This window comes from Clostridium manihotivorum, from assembly GCF_004015185.1.
GTDB lineage: Bacteria > Bacillota > Clostridia > Clostridiales > Clostridiaceae > Clostridium_AR > Clostridium_AR manihotivorum.
On sequence record NZ_CP025746.1, the window covers coordinates 242035 to 266139 of the forward strand.

Here is a 24105-nt window from a genome sequence, read left to right on the forward strand (position 1 = left end):
TTATGATTATCAATGCTTTTAACGGGGTTATAACACTAATCATTCTTATAGCTGTTGGCTTCTTCCTTGGAAAGAAGAACTGGTTTAATGAAAGCACAGACAATCTTATGTCTAAAATGGTAGTAAATATATCTCTACCTGCTTTCATGATAGCTAACCTAAATACTAGCTTTACTAAGGAACAATTCATTAATTCCCTTGGAGGATACTTATTAGCTTTTTTATCGATTTCTACAACCTATTTAATAGGCTCCTTTGTATATAAATTCTTTAATATATCAAAAGATAGAAAGGGCGTCTTCAGAGCGCTCTTTGGTCTATCAAACACTATATTTGTAGGGCTTCCAGTAAACATATCTATATTTGGAGAAAAGGCTCTCCCCTATATCTTAATATACTATATAATAAACACTTTGTTCTTTTGGTCTATAGCAGCCTATGATATAAGATGTGATGGCAAGAAAACCTCTGGTGGATTTTTTTCTAAAAGCAACCTAAAAAATATACTTTCTCCACCACTTATAGCTTTTATCCTATCAGCCGCCCTAATACTTTTGCAGATTCAACTACCAGTATTCTTAGTTGATAGCTGTAGGTACTTAGGAAATCTAACAACTCCACTTTCAACAATATTTATAGGTTCAATCTTGTCAAACATGAATTATAAAGAGATGAAAGTAGATAAAGATTCTCTTTTGATCTTAATAGGAAGGTTTATCGTATCTCCAATTGTAGCTTTTGTACTTTTAAGCTTTACATCTTTTCCTTTACTTATGAAGGAAGTATTCATCGTTATGTCTGCTATGCCAGTAATGAATACCGTAGCTATAGTGGCTAGACAATATAATGGAGATTATAAGTTTTCTTCTGTACTGAATGCAACCTCACTAATAGCAAGCTTTATGTTTATCCCAATATATGTATTTCTCTTTAAATATTTGCTATAATAAAGACATATTAAATCACTTAGATCCATTAAAACCTTATTTTAAGATATAAATTTTCAAATTCTCTTTTTAGGGGCTAGTGAAGTTTTAAAAATATCTTTACCATTGAATTAGCATGTATTTATAATAATTATGAATAAAAAACTTTAAGTAAAGGAGACATATAATGGATAGTATTGGCAAGCTTATAAACTACTTATTTATATTTTTAGGCGTTATATCTACAGTAATAGCCATGGTTGGGCCTAAAAAACTTTTTATATCTAATTCAAAAAAAGTTAATATATTAGATAAAAATAACTATCTTAAAAGTGAGCGAATCTTATTTTTCTGTATAGGAATAATCTATCTATTACTAGGAGCAGCCTTAATTCATGGATTTGATTCTATTAGAAGTCTACTAGGTATTCCTGCTTGTATTTTAGTTATATTTGATAATTTAATAAGAAAAAAATACACCTCTAAGATTTAGATACATCTTGATCTTAAGGTGTATTTTTATATTGTTCTTTTTGCTTCTAATTCTTTAATTAATACTTCACTTCTTTATCCAATCCAAATAGATATAGATATCTTTCCTTAACTTTCTTTCCTGTTATCTTTTCTAAGGTATCAGCGTAATAGCTAAGCTGAATCTCATATCTATCCTTTATCTCCTGCTCATTGCCTTCTTCAACATAGTCAGTCTTATAATCAAGAAGTACCAAGCCATCCTCCTCTTCAAAGAAACAGTCTACAACTCCTTGTAATCTAACTAACTCATTCCTACCCTCTTCTTCAGATAAAGACTTATCCACAAGGTAAGCTGGTATCTCTGTAAAGAAAGGTAATTCTCTATATAACATACTTCCATTTTCAAAGGCATCTATGATTCTTTTTCCTATACCACTTTGGAAGAACTTAAATATCTTACTTGCATTGACCACCTTAGCCTGTTCTTTAGTTAAGAACTCTCCTAAAATCATCTCCTCAATCTGTTCTCTTATTTCATTTATATTTCTTACCTTACCAAGCTCTATATGCTGCATGACAAAGTGCACTATAGTACCTCTTTCAGCTGCAGATAAACCCTTTTCCTCTTGTAAAAATTGAGGCTTTCTTATTCTATCTCCCTTATATACTGTTAATATTTCATTTTGATCCTCTTCATAGGCTGCTCTTTTAAGATCTGAAACAGATATGTTAGCTGTTATCTTAGTAGCATTACTAAACTTATAATTAAAGCCTAGCCTTCTATCAATGTCGTCCCTTATATCCTCTATATCGTTGTAGATAAAGAGACGTTTTTCCTCTTCCTCATGAGAGATTTCATCCACAACTTCTAATTTTTCATCCACAACTACATCAGCTTTTGACCAATACTTTATACTCCATGTGGAAAAGTCACCTTTAATATAATCCACAATTGTATTGCCAGACATTCTTATTTCTTCTCCATTTTTGTGCTTTGCAAGGGCCATACCTATCCAATCCATATAGCTCTTTCCTTTAAGAACCTCTGAAGAAAGTATCTTCTCTTCACTAAGATTGGCGGAGGAACACCATCTCCTTGCTGACTTTTCAAGATTGGACACCGCTCCAGTTATTATAAGCTTTTCTTTTGCTCTAGTGAAGGCAACATATAAAACTCTCATTTCTTCAGAAAGGGCCTCAAGCTTAAATCTCATCTTTATAGCATGCTTTGGAAGGGAAGTATAGCTTATTCTTCTATCCACATCAATATATTCAGGTCCAAAACCTAGTTCATCGTGGAAAAGTATCTCTTTGTTTAAATCCATAAGATTAAATTGTTTTCCACAGCCAGATAGAAATACAACTGGGAACTCTAGTCCTTTACTCTTATGTATACTCATTATTCTAACTACATCTTCATTTTCTCCAAGTATCTTTGCACTTCCCATATCACCAGAGGATTTTCTGAGTTTATTGATGAAGTTAATAAAGTTGAATAAGCCTTTAAAGCTTGTTTTTTCATACTGCTTAGCTCTTTGGAATAATATCCTCAAATTAGCCTGCCTTTGAACTCCATTAGGCATTGCCCCTGCATATCCATAATAAGAGGTGTCCATATATAAGTACCATATGAATTCATCTATAGGCATATACAAAGCTTTATCTCTCCATACCTTAAGCTTTTCCATAAAGCTGATACATTTCTTTTTAAGAGTTTCAGATATATTTTCTTGTACTTCATCCTCTGCTATGTCTTTTATTATTTCATAGAAGTATTTCTTCTTGTCAACCAGTCTTAAGTCTCCTAACTCTTCTGAAGAAAATAAGAAAATTGGTGATCTAAGTACAGATAGTATATGAATATCCTGCATAGGGTTATCTATTACCTGTAATAGAGACATTATAGTTCTTATTTCAATAGTATCAAAGTAACCAGTTCCAGTATCCGCATATACAGGAATACCACTTTGACCAAGCTCTTCTACAAATACCTCTGACCAGTTTTTTGTTGCTCTTAGAAGTATTACTATATCTTTATACTTAAGTCTTCTATAGCTTTCTAAGCCCTTATCCCAAACCATGTACTTTTTACAGTTAGCAGCATTCATAAGCTCATGTATTCTCTTAGCAACAATTCTTGCTTCAATCTGAATTGCATCTAGATCCTCTTCAGCTTCTCCACTGCCTTCTGTTTCTTCCTGAAGCTCTGAGTCTTGAGTCTCTTCTTCAGATTCTTCTTTCTTTGCTGATTTATCTAATATATGAACTTCTATATCTCCTGCGATATCTATATCACTTACGCTGACTTCCTCTTGTGCAGTATATATATTTTCAATATCTAAATCCTTATAGTCAGCTCCTAGGTTTAAAGCTTCTCTTTCATCATATTCAAGCTCACCTACAGTTCTAGACATAAGCATATTGAATACATAGTTTACTCCATCTATTACTTCTTTTCTGCTTCTGAAGTTTTTATAAAGCATTATCTTCATATCATGGTCACCTTGCTCAGAGTAGCTATTGTATTTGTTTAAAAATAGCTCTGGCTTAGCGTGTCTAAATCTATATATACTCTGCTTTACATCTCCGACCATAAATACATTAGGATTTTCATCGTTTTTTCTAGAAACCATATCTATTATAGTTTCTTGAATATTGTTGGTATCCTGATACTCATCAACTAGAACTTCACTAAACCTAGCCTTAAACTCTCTAGCCACAGCTGAGGGAACTATAGTGCCATCTTCCTTTTCTTCAGTAAGAACCTTAAGACATAGATGTTCTAGATCATTAAAGTCCAATATGCCTCTATCTCTCTTCTTGCCTTTATATCTTTCATCAAATTCTAGTACTAAACTCACAAGCTCTGATATAAGAAAATGTAAGGTATTAAAGTCCTTAATAGCCTCTTCTGGGGGTATGGCAAATATATCATCTCTCATCTTATTTACCTTTTTCTTAACCTCATCTCTTATATCCTTCACTCTTTGCTGAGCTTCTTCGTCAGATACTTGGTTCTTCTTCACTGACTTGAGCTTTGATGGATTAAAGTCCCTTAGTGAGTTATAAACGGCGCTAATACCACCGCAAATACTTTCTCTTATGTTGGTTACTTGATTTATATCATCCTCTAAATTGATTAAGTAAAGCTCTAGACCTTCTGTAACTTCGCATAGCTCCTTAGCGTTATAAAGAAGCTTCAATGATCCTTGTAATTCAATCTCAACATTATTAACTAATATCTTAGCCCACTCACTATGGCTTAATTCCTCTTCTGTATTAATATTTAAACTCTCACACTTTTCATTAAGCCATGCTTTTGGCCAAGGTTCACTCATAGAAAACTGATACAAATCTAATACCATCTGTTGAAGCTTACTATCATCTTTTCCTTGTCCATAGGCGTCTACCAATCTTTTGAAGTTATCATCCTCAGCATCATACCTAGCCTCAAACAACTCACTTACTACTTCACTTCTTATTAAAGTACCTTCTGTATCATCACCAATTCTAAAATTAGGATCTAGATCTATATGATGAAAGTTATTTTTTATAACATCTAAGCAAAAGGAGTGCATAGTAGTTATATTGGATCTATTCAGTAGCGCTAGCTGCCTTTGAAGCACTTTAGAGTTTGGTGAATGTTCCAGTGCCTTAGATATAGCGTCTCCAATTCTTTCTCTCATCTCGGCAGCTGCAGCAGATGTAAAAGTAACTACTAATAAACTATCTATATCTACCGGTTCTTCTCCCTCAGTTATCATTCTTATTATTCTCTCTACTAATACTGCGGTTTTACCAGACCCAGCAGCTGCTGCCACCAATAGATTTCTACCTCTAGTAGTTATTGCCCTAAACTGCTCTTCCGTCCATCTCGTATCTCCCATTACTTTTCACCTCCTAGATCCTTAACCACAACGCTAGTTATCTCTTTCCACACCTCTTCGTCACTATGTTTTTGTATTACCTTATGTTTATTGTCACTTAGGCTTAAATCAAACTGACATATATGAGAGTAGTTGCAGAAACTACAATAAGTAAACTTCCCATCCTTTGAAGGCTCAATCTTTATACGTCCACTTAACATCTCTTCGCATAATTCAATCATCTTCTCATTTACATACTTTCTTAATATATCAAACTGCTCTTCTGTTATAACGGCACTCTGTTTAGTAAAGTCTCCATCCTTCTTAAAGGTTGCTGGAATTACAAGTGAATAAGTCTCCATGGTTTTATCCATTGCCTTAACTAGTCTAGCATCTTTAAGTAGAAGACCATCCATCTTAAGCTTCTTAAGTATTTGTTCTTTTAGCTCTTCATCACTCAAATCCCTTTTTGACTTTATAATAGGGTCATCTATTCTAAAATATAGGATTGCTCCCGGTATTACTTGTTTATCTAAAAAGTATTTAGAGTTTTTAATTAAAGCATCTAAATAAACTAATAGCTGAATTTGTAATCCATAATATAACTGATTTAAATCAAACTCTTTACTTCCTGACTTATAGTCTATTATTCTTATATAAGTTTGTCCGTCTAACTCTACAGTATCTACTCTATCGATTCTACCAGTTAGAAATACCTCATCCCCAGAAGAAAGCTTAAGTTTTATTGGCTCACTATCTTTATAGCTTCCAAACTCAAACTCATTTCTAAATATATCGAAGTTACTCCTCCTCATCTGTTCAGATATTACACTAACTGACTTGGTTAATATATTCTTAAATCTATTAGTAAAATACTCATATCGTTTTGAACTGTTTAATATAGATGCTGCACTTTCTCCTACTTGCTTATCCACTATATCTGATATTATTGCCCTACACTTATCTCCATCTAATTCATCCCAATGAATTTTCTTATCTCTTATATAATTAGTAAACTCGTCTAATACATTGTGCATAAAACTTCCAAGGTCTGGTGGAGTGAATTCATAAACCTTCCTATCCTTAGCCTTAAGACCGTATTGAACATAATAGGCAAAAGGACACTGAGCATATTTTTCTATCCTTGAAACACTAAATAATAGGTTATCACTGTTGCCAGAATATATTTTCTTTATTTTATCCCTTGCTATATCCTGTTCTTGATTGCTATACTTTAACCCCTTAAATATGCTATCAGCCTTTTCCTTCCACTCTGGCTTACTCTTGTACCAAGAATACACCTCTGCCCAATAATCTTCTATTTCTTTTTTATCATAGTCTCGTCTTACTGCACCAATAAGTTCATTAAAGGTAGGTATAGGAGCTACTACCTTTTCAAATTCATTGTTTTTAAGCCTAAATATATCACTCTCTTCTTTTATGTTAGGAAATATCTTTTTAAGTCTAGGTATTATTATAGATGGTCTTAAAGACTTTCCCTCAAAATCGGCTAAAGGGTAGGTTATCATTAAGTAATTGCTGCACATAGTTAGAGTTGTATAAACTAAGAACTGCTCTTCAAAAGCCTTAGTTTTCGTATCAGAGGCAAGTTCTACCCCTTGATTTCTCAATAATTCTCTATCCATATCTGAAAGTATTCCCTCATCTTTATTAGAGGCTGGAAAAACTCCATCATTGGCACCAATTATATAAAGGGCTTTTAGCTCCCTGCTTCTTATTCTTGATATTTCACCTATATTTACTTGATCTAAAGCTACTAGTATAAGTCCTATCTCATACTTTTCAAACCCTACATTTAGTATCTTAATAAAGTCACTGGCTTCTATTACTTCTTCTCCCATAACATCTACAGCCTGATCTAGTACTTCCATAATTATCTCTACAACCTGGTCATACTCCTTAGCCTTATCTCCAATTCCTTTCTCTTCAAAGGATTTAGACAAGCTATCCATTCTTTCAATAATATCCAGAGAATTCATAAAATCATATAAGGCTACACAGGTTTCTCTTATTGTATGTTTTCCTTTTATATCAGAGTAAAACTTAATTAACGGAGTTCTTATTTCATCCTTTATATCATTGATAAGAGAAATTCTCTGCTTTTCTTCCTCTGATAACTCTTCTCCTTCTTGTTTAAATGGGTCAATTTTATATTCCCACCAATCCTCAAGCCATCTTTTTCCCTTTATTCCATTGGCTAAAACGTAATTTTCCAATATATCTATGTACTCGCCATCAATACCTGTAAGACCTGTCTTTAAATATTTAAATACGCTCTCATAAGACCAATTTCTCGATAATATTTCAAATACAGAGGTAATTAAAACTATAAGTGGATTACTTACTATGTCTCTCTTCTTATCTAAAAAATATGGAATATTATATTGATTAAATATTACAGAAGCTATTTTTTCATAATCCTCTAATTGCCTGCAAACTACTGAAATATCTCTATATCTATATCCTTGTTCTCTTACCAGCCTTAATATATCCTTTGCTACTACTTCTATTTCATCATAGTTGTTATTAGCCTTATATAGCCTTATATCATCATTGGCCCACTTATAATGAACAAAAGGATAAGAGAAAAAGTGTCTTTCTAAATGGTTTAATTCTCTGCTTTCCTTAAACCTATAGTTCTCCCTATTGTTTAAATCTAAGTAGCCATCATAAGGAATATTATTTTCTGCAGCTATTCTTAAAAGCTTTTTCTCAGTATTCTTAGTAACGTTAAAGATATCTGTCTCATCACTTCCATGAGTTTCATCTAAGGTTAATGCCACATATATATTATTAGCTTTCTTCATCAGCTTACCTAGCACTCCTAATTGCTGAGGAGTAAAGGTAGTAAACTCATCGACCCATATATCTGCACCATCAAATATATTACAATCATCAAGTTTATCTGAAAGCATGTTTAATTCATCTTCAGAATCAATATAATTCTCATGAAGCAGCTCGTTAAACTTATCAAATATTATTGATAAATCACTTAGCTTCATTTTAAGCTCTTCATTATCTTCTCTCATAGACTGCATAGTTGCATTTAATATTTCCGAGGTAATATTATACTTCTTAAACTCGGTTATAGTTCTTGAAACAACGTCCACAAAACCCTGCTGCTTAGACGCTCTGTAGAAAACACTTAAACGCTCATTAACCTCTTCAAGTACCTTAAAAATAAGCATGTTACGACCTGCTTCATTCATTCGCTTGTGAGTTATTCCACCGCAAAAGTTAAAAACTCTATGGGCCATTCTCTTAAAACTTAGAACTTCGGATTTAAGCACACTTTTTTCTCCAATATGCTTTAGAAGTCTTGTTTCCGTTTGGAAGGTTATCTGTTCAGGCACTAATAGTATCAGTTTATTTTCTTTTCCTTCTTCAATTCTTTTCTTAATTTCTTCTATGCAATAATAGCTTTTTCCGCTGCCAGCTCTTCCGTAAATAAACTTTATTCCCATACACGTATCTCCTACCTTTATCAATGTAGATAATTTATAAGTTCTTCTTTAATTATAACCTAAATTTTCTTTTTTTACCGTATTACCTATACATATAGATGTACCACTTCATATTAAAATTTATATTTTGAAATCCCCTCTCAGAAATTAGGAAAGCTTTAAATATACATTTATATTTGAGCTAGTAAACCTTTAATAAGCCGTTATAGATGCTTAAAAATAATTGGATTAGGATTATCCTTTATTAAATGGCTATGTTTAATAATATTGTTTAACTTTTAGCAGAGCCTATAAAATAAAAAGGTACAGATAATATTAATTACCTGTACTCATAGCTTTCAATTTAATTAATTTATAGCTTCTAGCCTTAGCTTATCAAACTCATTCCTTAAAATCCCCATTATTAGTGTATCATGATAATTACCTTGAGAAAAATACCTATTTCTCTTTTTCCCTTCATTCACAAACCCACATTTCTCATAACATCTTATAGCTCTTAAGTTATAATCAACTACCTCTAGCTCAACCCTTTGTGCACCTCTATACATAAATAGATAATCTAATAAAACCATTATAGAGTCCTGTCCATATCCTCTTCCCCAAAATTGGCTTCCTATTGTAATACCAATAGTATATACATTTGCTGTATCTTCAAATTCCTTATAGGTCAAATATCCTACTAAAACACTCTTTTCATTGATTATACTAAGTGTTTTTCTAGACACATTCATTATTTCATCAAAATGCTGCATCACATATTCGATAGAAGGAAAGATCATATTCCCTCCATCGAACTTACGTATTTCTTTATCAGTAGAGTAATTATAAAATATGTTTACATCCCTCTTCTCTACTGATCTTAAATATATCTTTTTACCCTTTAACACCCTTACACCCTCTTTAGCATAAAGTAATCCCCTTCTATTATATATCCTGTAAATATATGGTTCAACTCATAATATTAGTTATTTCCCAACTTATAGTAGCCTTACTTAATTTAAATATAAGACTATGTTTAACAATATTATTTAAATTAAGTGATTATAAAAGAGCTGCTATATAAGCGAGTAGTTAGATTTAAGTAATTTTTTCAGATGGAGTGGGGTTAAGCCCATTCATATAACGCTAAGTTAAAATATCCCATAGTTAATAAGAAGCTCTGGCCCACCTATAATATCCCTTTTTACAGTGAGAACTCCGTTTTCCAATGATTTTATGCTCCATTTTATAAGTGATATCTTTCCCTTTTCTATTTCAATTGAACTCACGGAATAAGGGTGAATGCAGCAACCATCATTAAAATATGGTATCTCATCTGCTTTTGGCATCCTTGATCTATGGGTATGTCCAGCAACAATGGGTTGGTTGTTATTCTTAACCCATTGCTGAAGCTTTCTATCAACCTTTTTTCTCTTAGTATTACTTCTAGCAGGACTTGTTCCATTCTTAAAGCCTAGATGTCCCTCTAAAAATGACCATACATACCTAACCATAAAGGATGCGAAAGGTTCAAAGTTATAATTTAATCTATCTACCTGATGGCCATGTATTATAAATAGCTTCTTTATATTTTCATAATTTAATATTAGGCCCTCATATATAGGAAGATCGTGAAAAAGGTTATAAAGTTCATTCTCATCTTCACTTCTGTCTATTTTTTCTATCATATGCCTAAACTTTTTAGTTGCCTTTATTTCATCATGATTTCCGAAAAGCATATAAAATCTGTTTGCGTCCTTAAACTTTAAAAGTAACTTAAATATATCTGGGTAGGTATTATATATATCTTCTATACTTTTAACCTTCCATAATTCATCGCCATCACCAATCTCTATATAAATGAAATCATTTCTATAATAATAATTTAATGCAGTCATATATATATTGGCGTTGGGCAGCAAGTCATCCTTATAAGTTCCATCTCCTCTATGACAATCACTTATAAACGCAATTTTGCTATTTCTGTCAAAGCATACTTCTGGTGATCTATCCATTATACTGGTCAATATATCTCTCTTCATATATAAATCTTCATGTATTATTATTTATGCTTTATTATTATATGCTTCCATTAAATCAATAGATACATATAAAAACACAAAAAAACACTCAGTTATAAAACTGAGTGTTTGCTGGCGGAGAAAGAGGGATTTGAACCCTCGCGCCGGTTACCCGACCTACGCCCTTAGCAGGGGCGCCTCTTCGGCCACTTGAGTATTTCTCCACATGCCCTACGATTAAAATTTTGTTATTAAAATGGCGGAGAGAGTGGGATTCGAACCCACGGTACGGTCACCCGTACGCCGGTTTTCAAGACCGGTGCCTTAAACCAACTCGACCATCTCTCCATGTCAACGACATTTTTTATTATATCAACGAAAAAATATTCTGTCAACATAATATTTATAATTTTTTGTTCATATTTCAAATTGTTCACAACTACTTAATACACTTATTGTAACTATGTTAGGTAAAGATTTAATAATACTTAATGCCACAAATTATATAATACCCAATAAGAAAAATAATAACCTTATTAATAAACATTTTTTAAAAGAATGTTGTAGCTGTTATAAAAGTTTTATATTACTAGTTTTAGCTTGGAAAAAATTTTATACTTTCCTGTGAAAGATACAGATTTTTTCATTATACTTTTGTGGAGACTTTAGACTTCATGAGGATTTTGTTGAAATAAAAAAAGCACTTAGTTATTAACTAAATGCTTCTGGCGGAGAAAGAGGGATTCGAACCCTCGCGCCGGTTACCCGACCTACGCCCTTAGCAGGGGCGCCTCTTCGGCCACTTGAGTATTTCTCCACGTGTCCTACAATTAATTTTTTATAAAAAAATGGCGGAGAGAGTGGGATTCGAACCCACGGTACGGTCACCCGTACGCCGGTTTTCAAGACCGGTGCCTTAAACCAACTCGACCATCTCTCCGTGTCACATTTGCTATTATATCAACTTAAATTTAACATGTCAACACTAAATATAATAATTTTCAATATTTTTTGCGTGTATGCATTTTCTTAAGGTATTTAAGAAAGATCTTTCAGGTGAATAAGATTTCTTTTTTTGCACATCTGCCTTTGCCAGTGTATATGAGGAAAATCTGGAAGTCGAGTATGCTTTATTTTTTATATTTTCCCTAACAATAAAAAAACAGCCAACTAAATATAAAATAACTCTACATTTAATTGACTCTTTCTTGTATAATATATTTGATAGTAATGAGCTACTAATATTTTCATGTTATAAAATTATTTATAGATCCTCAAAATAATTGGGCTTAATTATTTTAAGTTTATATAAATTATTCTTTCAATGTGATTTGCAATGAAATACGTATTTACTTATAAGAAATATCTTGGGCTTTGACTTTCTTATAAACACAAAATATCTTAGTAGCTCTTTACTTAACACATGGGCATATTTAACTATATTTAATTTTAAGCAAAATAAAAAGAGCTCTTATCCCATATAGGGACGAAAAGCTCCGCGTTGCCACCCTAGTTGATAAAAAGAATTCTTCCTTTTATCCTCTTAATTTATATAACGGTATAACCGTACTACTCATCGCAGTCCCTCAAAGGTGGATTCATAATTACAAGTTATCGATTCACACCATCCATCGACTCTCTAAAAACCTGAAAATTACTACTAGCCTTATCAGCAGTTTATTTATATAATTTTAATATATTATATTCCATAGCAATATATAATGTCAATGATTATTAGAATAAAATATTTTATTTATGTAAAATTATTACATACTGTATTAATAAAAACTATCTGCTTCAGAACTTTTATATATGATTTTTTTAAAGACTTTATATATATATACGTAAACAGCTATTTTTATTTAGGCTCTGCTAAAACACCCTGTTGAAAACAGCCTTTATTTAATCCTTAGTTATATTGGCTGTGCTTATTATATCAATTCCAGTATTCAATATATTTTTACATATTACATCACCCATGTTAGTAGGAGCTCCTACATAAATCCTTGATAGTACCTTTGATAGTTCTAACCACATGCTCTTATCTATAGCTTCGCTACTTTTTACTGAAACTAGGTTATATTTACTAGAACCCTTTACCCTAACAACGCTTGTAAATATCTCTTGATCTGCCAAGTGTACTCCCCCCTCTAAATATCTTCAAATTCCTTTATCCTTGATACAAGTACCTTTGAGTTTTTAGAGTCTTCAACTATCTCCGTCAATGTCTTATCAGTTTCTCTTGCTATTATATCTATTATCTTTCCTATACAATATGCTCCCTGACAATTGCCAAAGGTAGCTCCTGTCCTTCTCTTAACACCTTCTACAGTTCTTGCTCCTAAGGGCCTTCTTATTGAATCAATAATTTCTCCCTCCGAAACCTGATTACATAGACATACTATCTTACCATATCTCTTATCTAGTGCTATTATTTCATTTCTTTCATCCCTAGTCATATCCCTAAACCTGTAAAACTCTCTTCTTTTATCTACGAAGTTCTTTTTTAGTGTAGAGTTTAAATTATCCACTATAGTTTCACATATCATCTTAGCTATAGATGGGGCTATGGTTATATGGGCATAATGCTCTCCAGTAACCTTTATATATCCCTTCATTAATTGATCATCATCGATAAACATTACATCTTTTCTATAATCCTCATAGAAAATGCTATTTACATTATCCTTAGTAACCTCAGGCAATATCTTTGATGCTTCTTTTAATATGTCATTAAAGTCAAGCAATCTTTCAGCATTTACTGCTACCAGCGTGCTGCCTGCTAATGTGGGAGTTTGAAAAGTAAAGTTATCCTCAGAGTTAACCTTTATAACTAAGTTGGACAAGTTATCAAAGTCTTCATCTAGTACAAGGTAATGTATTTTTCCTTCACTTTCATTTATTACTGTTCTATTAATATCAATTGTGTAATTATCTCCTGGAATTGTATTTATAACTACCTTACAAGTAAATTTGTTCTTATTTGTAGTTACCTTAAAACCTCTAGCCATCTTTTGTATATCTTGAACTACTTCTTCTAATCTAAAGTTAACTCCATTATCAAAAGCTACTTCTGCATATGCAATAGCCAGGTCATAAGGGCAGATTACTGCAGTATTTTCTGAGTATAGAGCCTTTTTAACCTTTACTTTAAGATTGGGCTCTATATCATATAACCCTTCATCGTCTATTAAATATATATTATCTATACCTCTGCTCTTAGCAGTCCTATACATATCCTCAATTATATCTTCACATTCATCGTTGTCCGCAATTCTTAATGAACCAATTCTCTTAAAGGGTACATTAAACTTCTTAGTTATTTCTGAAAGTATTGAATTTCCCATATGTTCAAGACTACTCATAAGATCATCCTTTGTCTCAGAGCCATCATATACAATAGCTGTATTGGCAAAGGATATATCATCTGCAACATCATAATCTTTCTCTATAACAGCTATATTCAAGTTATATTTTGATAATTCATAGGCAACAGCGCAACCTATAATCCCGCCGCCTAATATCAAAACATCATAATCCATATTATGTATTACGTAAAACTTATAAAGCACTATAAGTTTTACGTAATTCCTCCCCTCTATATCATCTTCATCTATATATTACTTTTGTAAATTCTTAAGAATATCACCTAATTGTTTTATATATTCTCCGTAAGTAGCCCAGTCTCCTGCTTTTTGAGCTTCTAAAGCCTTATTATAAAGGTCATTTGCCTTTTCAACGTCACCCTTATTAATAGGATTATTTACAGTATTAGTTTGATTATTATCCTTACTATTGGATTGCTGAGCATTGTTCGTATAGTTGAATAGCTTCTCTAAGGCCTTTTCTACTGTTTCATCTCCAACAATTTTTTCTCCATCAGAAATTATTATCTTTCTAACCTCAGGCAGTGATTTTTGCACATCTGCTTTTAGATAAAGAGTTTCTAGATAGAAAAGAGAATCATTTATAGGAATAATAACAGTATCTCCATACTCTACCTTAGAACCTTTTCCTTCCCATAGACTGATTTCCTTTGATATGTCTGGATCTGCTAAAATCTTATTTTTGAGCAAGGACGGACTTAAGATTGTCTTTTGTGGAGGAAACTTATACATAACAAGCTTTCCATAGTTTGCCCCATCCATTCTAGCCCCCAGCAATGATACCATATTCTGTTTTCCCTTCATATTGAAGTACTCAAACATAACCATCTCTAAGTTTTTCTCACCAGGTAGTCTAGTCATAAGATATAATGCTTCATTTACATCTTCTTTTCCTTCAACACTTAAGATATTTGATGAAACTTCCCATAAGTCATCCTGTGTAAAAAATACAGTAGGATCAGTAACATGGTACTTTCCAAGTACACTGCATTGAACATTGAATATATCATTAGGGTATCTAAAATGCTGTCTTATTTCCTGTGGTACTGATTCACCCTCCTTAAATAGTCCTTTAAATATCTTTGAATAACTGGCAGCTATAGGATCATCTTTATCTACAATATAAAAGTTCGTATCTCCATTGTAGGCGTCAATTACAACCTTAACAGAGTTTCTCACATAGTTAAATCCATTATAGGGCTGTGAGTATGGATACTTATTTGATGTAGTATAAGCATCAACTATCCAATATATCCTGCCATCCTTAACTACACTATAAGCATCATTATCATAAGTTAGGAAAGGAGCTATTTTCTTAACTCTATCCATTATGTTTCTATTAAGTATTATCTTACTATCACTTTTTATATCGCCAGACATTAAAATTCTGATATTACCCTGATTTACAGAAAACAACAACTTATTTAAAAAGTTCATTTTTATTCCTGCTTTACCACTATATCTAGTTGTTTGAGTTTCCCCAGCCTTTGGATAGTCAAATTCATCTATATCTGTGTTTACTACAACATATTCATTTGAACCTTCTCCAAAATATATTCTTGGATTGTCTAGCTTAATATCAGTTAGGTTATTAGTAGGAATATCCTTCATAACAAAATCCGGCTGTCCTTCCGATGTAACTGAGTTTACCTTACTCATTGCCATACCATATCCATGTGTATATCTTAGATGCATATTTTGCCATGTATTAATATTGGAATAATCTAATTCCCTAGGTGCTACAAAAACCTGAGTATACTTTCCATTTATGTTGTATCTATCTGTATCACCATCATTGAAGTTATAATAATTTTTCATAACCTGTACTTGATTATAAAAATTTAAAACTGGACTTATAGAATTAACCTTAAGGTTTTCTATAATATCCTTATTATTTTGTAATACTGAATTATTTAAGTTTGCCTTTGGTTCAAAATCTTTTTCGTTTATTTTATCTATATTGAATGCTTTTCTCGTTGCATTTATATTATTACTTATATATTGTTTTTCAAAATCCATTTCATTTGATTTTACAATAAATTGTTGGAACAAGGATGCTACGATAGGCTCTACAATTATTAATACAAATATAAGGCCCGCCATAGCTATTATAGGTTTTAATTTTGATCTTAGAACACTTACAAACACCACTACTGCTGAAATTAAGCTAACAATAGCAATTCCTCTATAAAACAAAAGAGTAACCTTTATATCGGTATAGCCAGCACCATACACAGTACCTCTTGCACTATACAACAAGTTATAACATTTTAACACATAACCACCGGATATCATAATCATAAGTAATGCAGAAACTATGGCTAGTTGCTTTCCTGCAATATTCTTAAAGATATCTTTAGTATTAAGATTAAATGTACCATTGTTACCAAATCTATTTCTAGCTCTTACTGTAAAATAAGATGCAAAGGTTATGATAACCATAATTATCAATAGAAATAATAATACATTATATAAAGATTGTATCAATGGTAATTTAAATACATAAAAGGATATATCATGCCCAAAGATAGGATCTTTATCATTAAAGTTAACTGAGTTAGTAAATTGTAATATGGTATACCAATAGGTTGAAGCAGTATAATATGATATTAAAAGAGAGAAAACTAGGTTTCCTATTACTGCAGCTCTCTTTATATATTTTTTTATCTTATTATCTAAATTTCCTGATAAATTTTTAGTTAGTGATTTTACATAGAAGTGAATTGCAAAAAAACATACTAAAAACACTGGAACCATTAACTTTAGTACTGCTATAAGCTTAGTAAAATATACAGGTAAATATCCTACCTCTTGGAACCATTGTATATTAATAAATAAGCTTGAAAAAGAAAATGCTATCATAATAGCTATAACTATTGCGGCTAAAAGCCAATAAACCTTTTTCATAAATAATCATATCCCCCTATTATTTTTGATTATTAACTTACTCTGTAATTAAATATCCCTTATCTTTAAGCTCCGTTAATATTAACTCCATATTTTCTTGTGAATCTGTAGAAATGGTATGAATATGAACGCCTCCTGTTAATGAAGATAAAGGAGTAGCTCCTAAACTGTTAAACTTATTAATAAAGTTTGTAAGATCATTAAAATTTTTAAGTTTAAGCATTGCTCTTATTTCACCATATAAAGGATGCTCCACAACTACATCTTCGATAACTCCTCCGTACCTTAATACTGTAGCTAATTCATCCTCCATTTCATCTGTATGGTGATTTACAGCTATTATTCTATTCACTTTATTAACTAAATTCTTTTCTATTATATACCCATCTGGTGTAGCAATTATATTATTGCCTTCCGCTCTCAATAAAGCTATATCTTTAACTATTACTTGTCTTGTTACGCCTAAATCTTTTGCTAAAGTAGATCCCTTCTGTGGTTCTATTGAATCTATCAATTTTTTAATTATAAATTGCTTTCTTTCTTTAGATGTAGACAACTTTACTACCCTCCTAACTAAAATGATTAATTTTTATTATCACTTTCTATTACTATGTTAAGCATAGGATTATCTATAACCTTTTTACTATGATGCAGTCTTATAACCTGAAGAAACTCCTCACTATATCCGTAATGCAATAGCATATCAACGCCTTTTTTAGGATGATTATAGTATATATCTAAAATTTTAATATTCTCATACCTTCTAATCTTTCCCTTAGTTATCTTATGTAATATTACAACTACAGATTTTTCGATAAAGTTTAATGGCCTCTCAGCCTTGCCTATATCATGAAGTAATGCAGCTTTTGCCAACTGATCTTTATCTATATGCTCTACCTTAGCTAGGAGCTTCTCATATATCTCTAAGGAATCCTTAGAAACTCTTACGCAATGATGCTTATCACCAATCTTTAGCTTATCAAATAGTAACTTTTCATGGTCGTCTAAATATCTATCGATATATTCATTATCTATATCTTTGAAATAAGAGCTTATTGCCCACCAAAATTGCTTTATTCTATAAAATCTCATAAATTATATCTCCATCTCGAATTTATTTATTTTATAGCTTTTATTGAGTATCCATTAGTAATAATTATAATATGCCAATAATCATATGTATATATTAACTGATTTTTCTTAATATAAACTTAAGCAACGAATTAAATACTTCAAATAAAGTTTCGAATAATTATTTTTATGTTTTTTTAAATTATATTAATGCAAACAACGAATCTATATTAATATATTGAATATAAATATTCTCCACTTTACAAAGCAAATACTATAATAATAGTTAAATAACAAAAAAACCATGAACTAAATGTTCATGGTTTTCTTTGGTGGAGATAAAGAGATTCGAACTCTTGACCCCCTGCGTGCAAGGCAGGTGCTCTCCCAACTGAGCTATACCCCCAAATATGGTGGACCTTCAGGGACTCGAACCCCGGACCTACCGGTTATGAGCCGGTTGCTCTAACCAACTGAGCTAAAGATCCTTACTAACCTGGCAACCACTTACTCTCCCACACAGTCGCCCATGCAGTACCATCAGCCGTCTAAGTCTTAACCTTCGTGTTCGGTATGGGTACGGGTGTAACCCTAAGACGCATCATTACCAGATATTCAGTATAATCCTTAATCGGACTACAGAGAATATTATATCTAGCGTAAATTGTTTTGTCAACATGTTTTTTCTAGATATACGAAAGATTATTCTTTCAAAATTGCACTTAAGTTTACTTTGTAATATTTGTTTTGGTCAAGCCCTCGATCTATTAGTATCGGTCAGCTGAACATGTTACCATGCTTACACCTCCGACCTATCAACCTCGTGTTCTTCGAGGGATCTTACTAGCTTACGCTATGGGAAATCTAATCTTGAGGTGGGCTTCACGCTTAGATGCCTTCAGCGTTTATCCCTTCCCGACGTAGCTACCCAGCTATGCTCCTGGCGGAACAACTGGTGCACCAGAGGTCAGTCCATCCCGGTCCTCTCGTACTAAGGACAGCTCCTCTCAAATTTCCTACGCCCGCGACGGATAGGGACCGAACTGTCTCACGACGTTCTGAACCCAGCTCGCGTGCCGCTTTAATGGGCGAACAGCCCAACCCTTGGGACCTACTTCAGCCCCAGGATGCGACGAGCCGACATCGAGGTGCCAAACCTCCCCGTCGATGTGGACTCTTGGGGAGATCAGCCTGTTATCCCCGAGGTAGCTTTTATCCGTTGAGCGATGGCCCTCCCACGAGGTACCACCGGATCACTAAGCCCGACTTTCGTCCCTGCTCCACTTGTAAGTGTCGCAGTCAGGCTCCCTTCTGCCTTTGCACTCTACGAACGATTTCCGACCGTTCTGAGGGGAACCTTTGGGCGCCTCCGTTACTTTTTTGGAGGCGACCGCCCCAGTCAAACTGCCCACCTAACAATGTCCCGTCACCAGCTTCATGGTGCCCGGTTAGAATCCCAGTACTGTCAGGGTGGTATCCCAAGGTCGACTCCACATCCCCTAACGAGGATGTTTCCCAGTCTCCCACCTATCCTGTACAGACAATACCGAAACTCAATGCTAAGCTACAGTAAAGCTCTACGGGGTCTTTCCGTCCAATCGCGGGTAGCAAGCATCTTCACTTGCACTACAACTTCGCCGGATTTACAGTTGAGACAGTGCCCAAGTCATTACGCCATTCGTGCGGGTCAGAACTTACCTGACAAGGAATTTCGCTACCTTAGGACCGTTATAGTTACGGCCGCCGTTTACTGGGGCTTAAGTTCACCGCTTCGCGTTACCGCTAACGATTCCCCTTAACCTTCCAGCACCGGGCAGGCGTCAGCCCCTATACATCAGCTTTCGCTTTAGCAGAGACCTGTGTTTTTGCTAAACAGTTGCTTGGGCCTATTCTCTGCGACCTACTCTCGTAGGCACCCCTTCTCCCGAAGTTACGGGGTCAATTTGCCGAGTTCCTTAACTGTAATTCTTCCGCCGGCCTTAGGATTCTCTCCTCACCTACCTGTGTCGGTTTGCGGTACGGGCACTACATTTCTCCCTAGAAGCTTTTCTTGGCAGCGTAGAATCAAGTACTTCAGCCACAAGGGCCTTCCCCATCACACCTTAACTTAGCAAGCGGATTTGCCTACTTGCATGTCTAAGTGCTTAGACTAGCATCCAATAGCTAGCACACTCTATCTTCCTGCGTCACTCCATCGGTAATAACGATTTGCAGTGGTATCGGAATATCAACCGATTGTCCATCACCTACGCCTTTCGGCCTCGGCTTAGGTCCCGACTAACCCTCAGCGGACGAGCCTTCCTGAGGAAACCTTAGGTTTTCGGCCACTAGGATTCTCACCTAGTTCTCGCTACTAATGCCAACATACTCACTCGTAATCAGTCCACCGCTCCTTACGGTACGACTTCAGCCCGATTACGACGCTCCCCTACCCCAGTAGATTAAATCTACTAGCCGTAGCTTCGGTGATAAGTTTGAGCCCCGAACATCTTCGGCGCAGGATCTCTCGACTAGTGAGCTATTACGCACTCTTTTAATGAGTGGCTGCTTCTAAGCCAACATCCTAGTTGTCTTAGAAATCCCACATCCTTTCCACTTAACTTATACTTTGGGACCTTAGCTGACGATCTGGGCTGTTTCCCTTTTGACTACGGATCTTATCATTCGCAGTCTGACTGCCGGACTAATACTATATGGCATTCGGAGTTTGATAAGGTTCAGTAAGCGATATGCCCCCTAGCCCATTCAGTGCTCTACCTCCATTAGTCATATCCGACGCTAGCCCTAAAGCTATTTCGGGGAGAACCAGCTATCTCCGAGTTCGATTGGAATTTCTCCGCTATCCACAGCTCATCCCATGGTTTTCAACACCAACGTGGTTCGGTCCTCCACGAAGTTTTACCTTCGCTTCAACCTGGCCATGGATAGGTCACCCGGTTTCGGGTCTACGGCATGCAACTATTCGCCCTATTCAGACTCGGTTTCCCTTCGGCTCCGTACCTTAAGTACTTAACCTCGCTACATACCGTAACTCGTTGGCTCGTTCTACAAAAAGCACATCATCACACACATATGGTGCTCTGATCGGTTGTAGGCACACGGTTTCAGGTTCTATTTCACTCCCCTCCCGGGGTTCTTTTCACCTTTCCCTCACGGTACTTCTTCACTATCGGTCATCAAGTAGTATTTAGCCTTGGGAGGTGGTCCTCCCTGCTTCCCACAAGGTTTCACGTGTCTCGTGGTACTCTGGAGCAGAACTATGGTCTTCTTGTTTCACTTACAGGACTATTACCTTCTACGGTGTATCTTTCCAGATATCTTCAATTACAATAGCCACCACATTTATGTTCTGTCCGCAACCCCAAAGATAAATCCTTGGTTTGGGCTCTTCCGATTTCGCTCGCCGCTACTGACGGAATCGATTTTTCTTTCTCTTCCTCTAGGTACTTAGATGTTTCAGTTCCCTAGGTTTACCCTCCTATAGCTATGTATTCACTATAAGATACGTAGGGTTACCTACGTGAGTTTCCTCATTCGGAGATCTTTGGATCACAGGCTATTTGCGCCTACCCAAAGCTTATCGCAGCTTGTCACGTCCTTCTTCGGCTCTTGATGCCAAGGCATTCACCATGCGCCCTTTGTAGCTTGACCTAATGTCGCGTCATTATAACCTACGTACTACTTCGTCAGCTCTGTCGTTCCGTTGCTCACTTGCATAAGCAAGCTCCGCTACTCACTCTGTCGCTTCCTCGTATTACTTGGTTCTAATGCCACTCCAATTTGCTTCGCAAATTTTGCGTTTTAACAAATCAGTTACTGATTTCAGATACTAGCGTGCATCTTAATTTCAGATCATTCATTACAAAGAATTAGTAAATATCTTTACTTTAACTTATGTGCAATTTTCAAAGAACAATCTGAGATACTTGGTATCTCAAAATTAAACAGAGTAAATAATAACCAGAATTCGTGTATATTAAGACTGAAATACATCAGTACTTAATAATTTCTCCATAGAAAGGAGGTGATCCAGCCGCAGGTTCTCCTACGGCTACCTTGTTACGACTTCACCCCAATCGCTGACCCTACCTTCGGCTGCTGCCTCCCTTACGGGTTAGCTCACAGACTTCGGGTATTGCCAACTCTCATGGTGTGACGGGCGGTGTGTACAAGGCCCGGGAACGTATTCACCGCGACATGCTGATTCGCGATTACTAGCAACTCCGGCTTCATGTAGGCGAGTTTCAGCCTACAATCCGAACTGGGACAAGTTTTTTGAGATTTGCTCCACCTCACGGTCTTGCGTCTCTTTGTACTTGCCATTGTAGCACGTGTGTAGCCCTAGACATAAGGGGCATGATGATTTGACGTCATCCCCACCTTCCTCCCGGTTAACCCGGGCAGTCTCGCTAGAGTGCTCAACTAAATGGTAGCAACTAACAATAAGGGTTGCGCTCGTTGCGGGACTTAACCCAACATCTCACGACACGAGCTGACGACAACCATGCACCACTCTGTCTTCCTGTCGATACCAAAGGTACCGACTTCCCCGGTTAAGGGTAATTCAGGAGATGTCAAGTCTAGGTAAGGTTCTTCGCGTTGCTTCGAATTAAACCACATGCTCCGCTGCTTGTGCGGGCCCCCGTCAATTCCTTTGAGTTTTAATCTTGCGACCGTACTCCCCAGGCGGGATACTTATTGTGTTAACGGCGGCACGGAGGTGTTGAAACCCCACACCTAGTATCCATCGTTTACGGCGTGGACTACCAGGGTATCTAATCCTGTTTGCTCCCCACGCTTTCGAGCCTCAGTGTCAGTTACAGTCCAGAAAGTCGCCTTCGCCACTGGTGTTCTTCCTAATCTCTACGCATTTCACCGCTACACTAGGAATTCCACTTTCCTCTCCTGCACTCTAGATATCCAGTTTGGAATGCGAGCACCCAAGTTAAGCCCAGGTATTTCACATCCCACTTAAACATCCACCTACGCTCCCTTTACGCCCAGTAAATCCGGACAACGCTTGCCACCTACGTATTACCGCGGTACGCTGGCACGTAGTTAGCCGTGGCTTCCTCCTTGGGTACCGTCATTATCGTCCCCAAAGACAGAGCTTTACAACCCGAAGGCCTTCATCACTCACGCGGCGTTGCTCGCATCAGGGTTTCCCCATTGTGCAATATTCCCCACTGCTGCCTCCCGTAGGAGTCTGGACCGTATCTCAGTTCCAATGTGGCCGATCACCCTCTCAGGTCGGCTACGCATCGTCGCCTTGGTGAGCCATTACCTCACCAACTAGCTAATGCACCGCGGGTCCATCTTATAGCGGATTGCTCCTTTGATTTTCATTTCATGCGAAACGAAAATGTTATGCGGTATTAATCTTCCTTTCGGAAGGCTATCCCCCTCTATAAGGCAGGTTACCCACGTGTTACTCACCCGTCCGCCGCTAAGAAAGTTCCGAAGAACTTTCTCCGCTCGACTTGCATGTGTTAGGCACGCCGCCAGCGTTCGTCCTGAGCCAGGATCAAACTCTCAATTTAAAGTTTAATCATAGCTTACTTACTTAGTAAGTCTTTTTTCAAAAGAATTGCTGGTTTAAGTCTAGTTTTAGACTTTGTTTATTTTACTCTGTTTAATTTTCAAAGACCAAGTTTATTGTTGTCGCTTATTGGCGACTTCCTTATCTTATCACTTACAAACTTTATTGTCAACATCTTTTTTTAAAATGTTTTTTTGTTTGCTTTCGATTTAGTATCGCTGTGACGATGTTTATCTTATCATTTTAAAAACAATGTATTTGTATACACTTTGTTAATTATAAGAAATTATTTTAACTTTTCTATTAAATTCTCTTAATTATTAACTTTATTACATATAGATACACCTGGTAGTGTTTTCAACTAGTTTTACCAACTTATGGAGTCGTAACCTGTTATATAGATGTTATAATTCTATTCAAAATATGTTTTTAAAGCTACCCCTGTTTTAGA

11 protein-coding genes, 6 tRNA genes, 3 rRNA genes and 1 other annotated feature are annotated in these 24105 nt (G+C 35.3%); of the genes, 2 read left to right on the top strand and 18 right to left on the bottom strand.

Annotated elements, in window-relative coordinates; translation table 11 throughout:
• Positions 1–2: 2 nt before the first annotated feature.
• Positions 3–947: an AEC family transporter gene (locus C1I91_RS01080; protein WP_128210837.1), complete on the top strand. Its 945-nt coding sequence runs from the start codon at positions 3–5 to the stop codon at positions 945–947.
• Between the two features lie 166 nt (positions 948–1113).
• Positions 1114–1419 (top strand): hypothetical protein, encoded by a 306-nt coding sequence (locus C1I91_RS01085; protein ID WP_128210838.1) that lies wholly within the window; start codon positions 1114–1116, stop codon positions 1417–1419.
• Positions 1420–1477: 58 nt separating this feature from the next.
• Here C1I91_RS01085 and addA read toward each other — a convergent pair whose 3' ends face one another.
• From addA to C1I91_RS01175, 18 genes are all read right to left on the bottom strand, one after another.
• Entirely contained in the window at positions 1478–5287 is a 3810-nt protein-coding gene (addA, locus tag C1I91_RS01090; protein ID WP_128210839.1) for a helicase-exonuclease AddAB subunit AddA, read from the bottom strand.
• Complete coding sequence (gene addB / locus C1I91_RS01095) at positions 5287–8751, bottom strand: helicase-exonuclease AddAB subunit AddB (protein ID WP_128210840.1); 3465 nt, start codon at positions 8749–8751, stop codon at positions 5287–5289. Before addB ends, addA begins: the two co-directional genes overlap by 1 nt.
• A gap of 347 nt (positions 8752–9098) precedes the next feature.
• Positions 9099–9638, bottom strand: coding sequence for a GNAT family N-acetyltransferase (locus C1I91_RS01100; protein WP_128210841.1), 540 nt, complete (start codon positions 9636–9638; stop codon positions 9099–9101).
• A 243-nt stretch (positions 9639–9881) separates the two neighbouring features.
• The gene (locus C1I91_RS01105; protein ID WP_128210842.1) at positions 9882–10772 is read right to left on the bottom strand and encodes a metallophosphoesterase; all 891 of its coding nucleotides are present in this window, start codon (positions 10770–10772) and stop codon (positions 9882–9884) included.
• A gap of 112 nt (positions 10773–10884) precedes the next feature.
• Positions 10885–10975: transfer RNA gene (locus C1I91_RS01110), tRNA-Ser, on the bottom strand.
• A 33-nt stretch (positions 10976–11008) separates the two neighbouring features.
• A tRNA-Ser gene (locus C1I91_RS01115) sits at positions 11009–11099 on the bottom strand.
• 378 nt (positions 11100–11477) lie between these two features.
• A tRNA-Ser gene (locus C1I91_RS01120) sits at positions 11478–11568 on the bottom strand.
• 32 nt (positions 11569–11600) lie between these two features.
• Positions 11601–11691 (bottom strand) — tRNA-Ser (locus C1I91_RS01125).
• A 539-nt stretch (positions 11692–12230) separates the two neighbouring features.
• Positions 12231–12433: a binding site (T-box leader), on the bottom strand.
• Between the two features lie 220 nt (positions 12434–12653).
• A complete protein-coding gene (locus C1I91_RS01130; protein ID WP_128210843.1) occupies positions 12654–12887 on the bottom strand; it encodes a DUF1667 domain-containing protein in 234 nt (77 codons plus the stop codon).
• Positions 12888–12901: 14 nt separating this feature from the next.
• A complete protein-coding gene (locus C1I91_RS01135) occupies positions 12902–14293 on the bottom strand; it encodes an NAD(P)/FAD-dependent oxidoreductase (RefSeq protein ID WP_128210844.1) in 1392 nt (463 codons plus the stop codon).
• 78 nt (positions 14294–14371) lie between these two features.
• Entirely contained in the window at positions 14372–17044 is a 2673-nt protein-coding gene (locus C1I91_RS01140; RefSeq protein WP_128210845.1) for a UPF0182 family protein, read from the bottom strand.
• 37 nt (positions 17045–17081) lie between these two features.
• Complete coding sequence (locus C1I91_RS01145; RefSeq protein ID WP_128210846.1) at positions 17082–17600, bottom strand: transcription repressor NadR; 519 nt, start codon at positions 17598–17600, stop codon at positions 17082–17084.
• Between the two features lie 26 nt (positions 17601–17626).
• On the bottom strand, positions 17627–18136 hold the full coding sequence (locus C1I91_RS01150) for an HDIG domain-containing metalloprotein (protein WP_128210847.1): 510 nt from the start codon (positions 18134–18136) through the stop codon (positions 17627–17629).
• Positions 18137–18445: 309 nt separating this feature from the next.
• Positions 18446–18521, bottom strand: a tRNA-Ala gene (locus C1I91_RS01155).
• A gap of 5 nt (positions 18522–18526) precedes the next feature.
• Positions 18527–18603: transfer RNA gene (locus C1I91_RS01160), tRNA-Ile, on the bottom strand.
• Positions 18604–18609: 6 nt separating this feature from the next.
• Positions 18610–18727: ribosomal RNA gene (gene rrf, locus C1I91_RS01165) — 5S ribosomal RNA — on the bottom strand.
• Positions 18728–18862: 135 nt separating this feature from the next.
• A 23S ribosomal RNA gene (locus C1I91_RS01170) occupies positions 18863–21766 on the bottom strand.
• Positions 21767–22132: 366 nt separating this feature from the next.
• Positions 22133–23655 (bottom strand): 16S ribosomal RNA (locus C1I91_RS01175).
• The 16S, 23S and 5S rRNA genes sit together here with 2 tRNA genes alongside, the layout of an rRNA operon.
• Positions 23656–24105 lie beyond the last annotated feature (450 nt).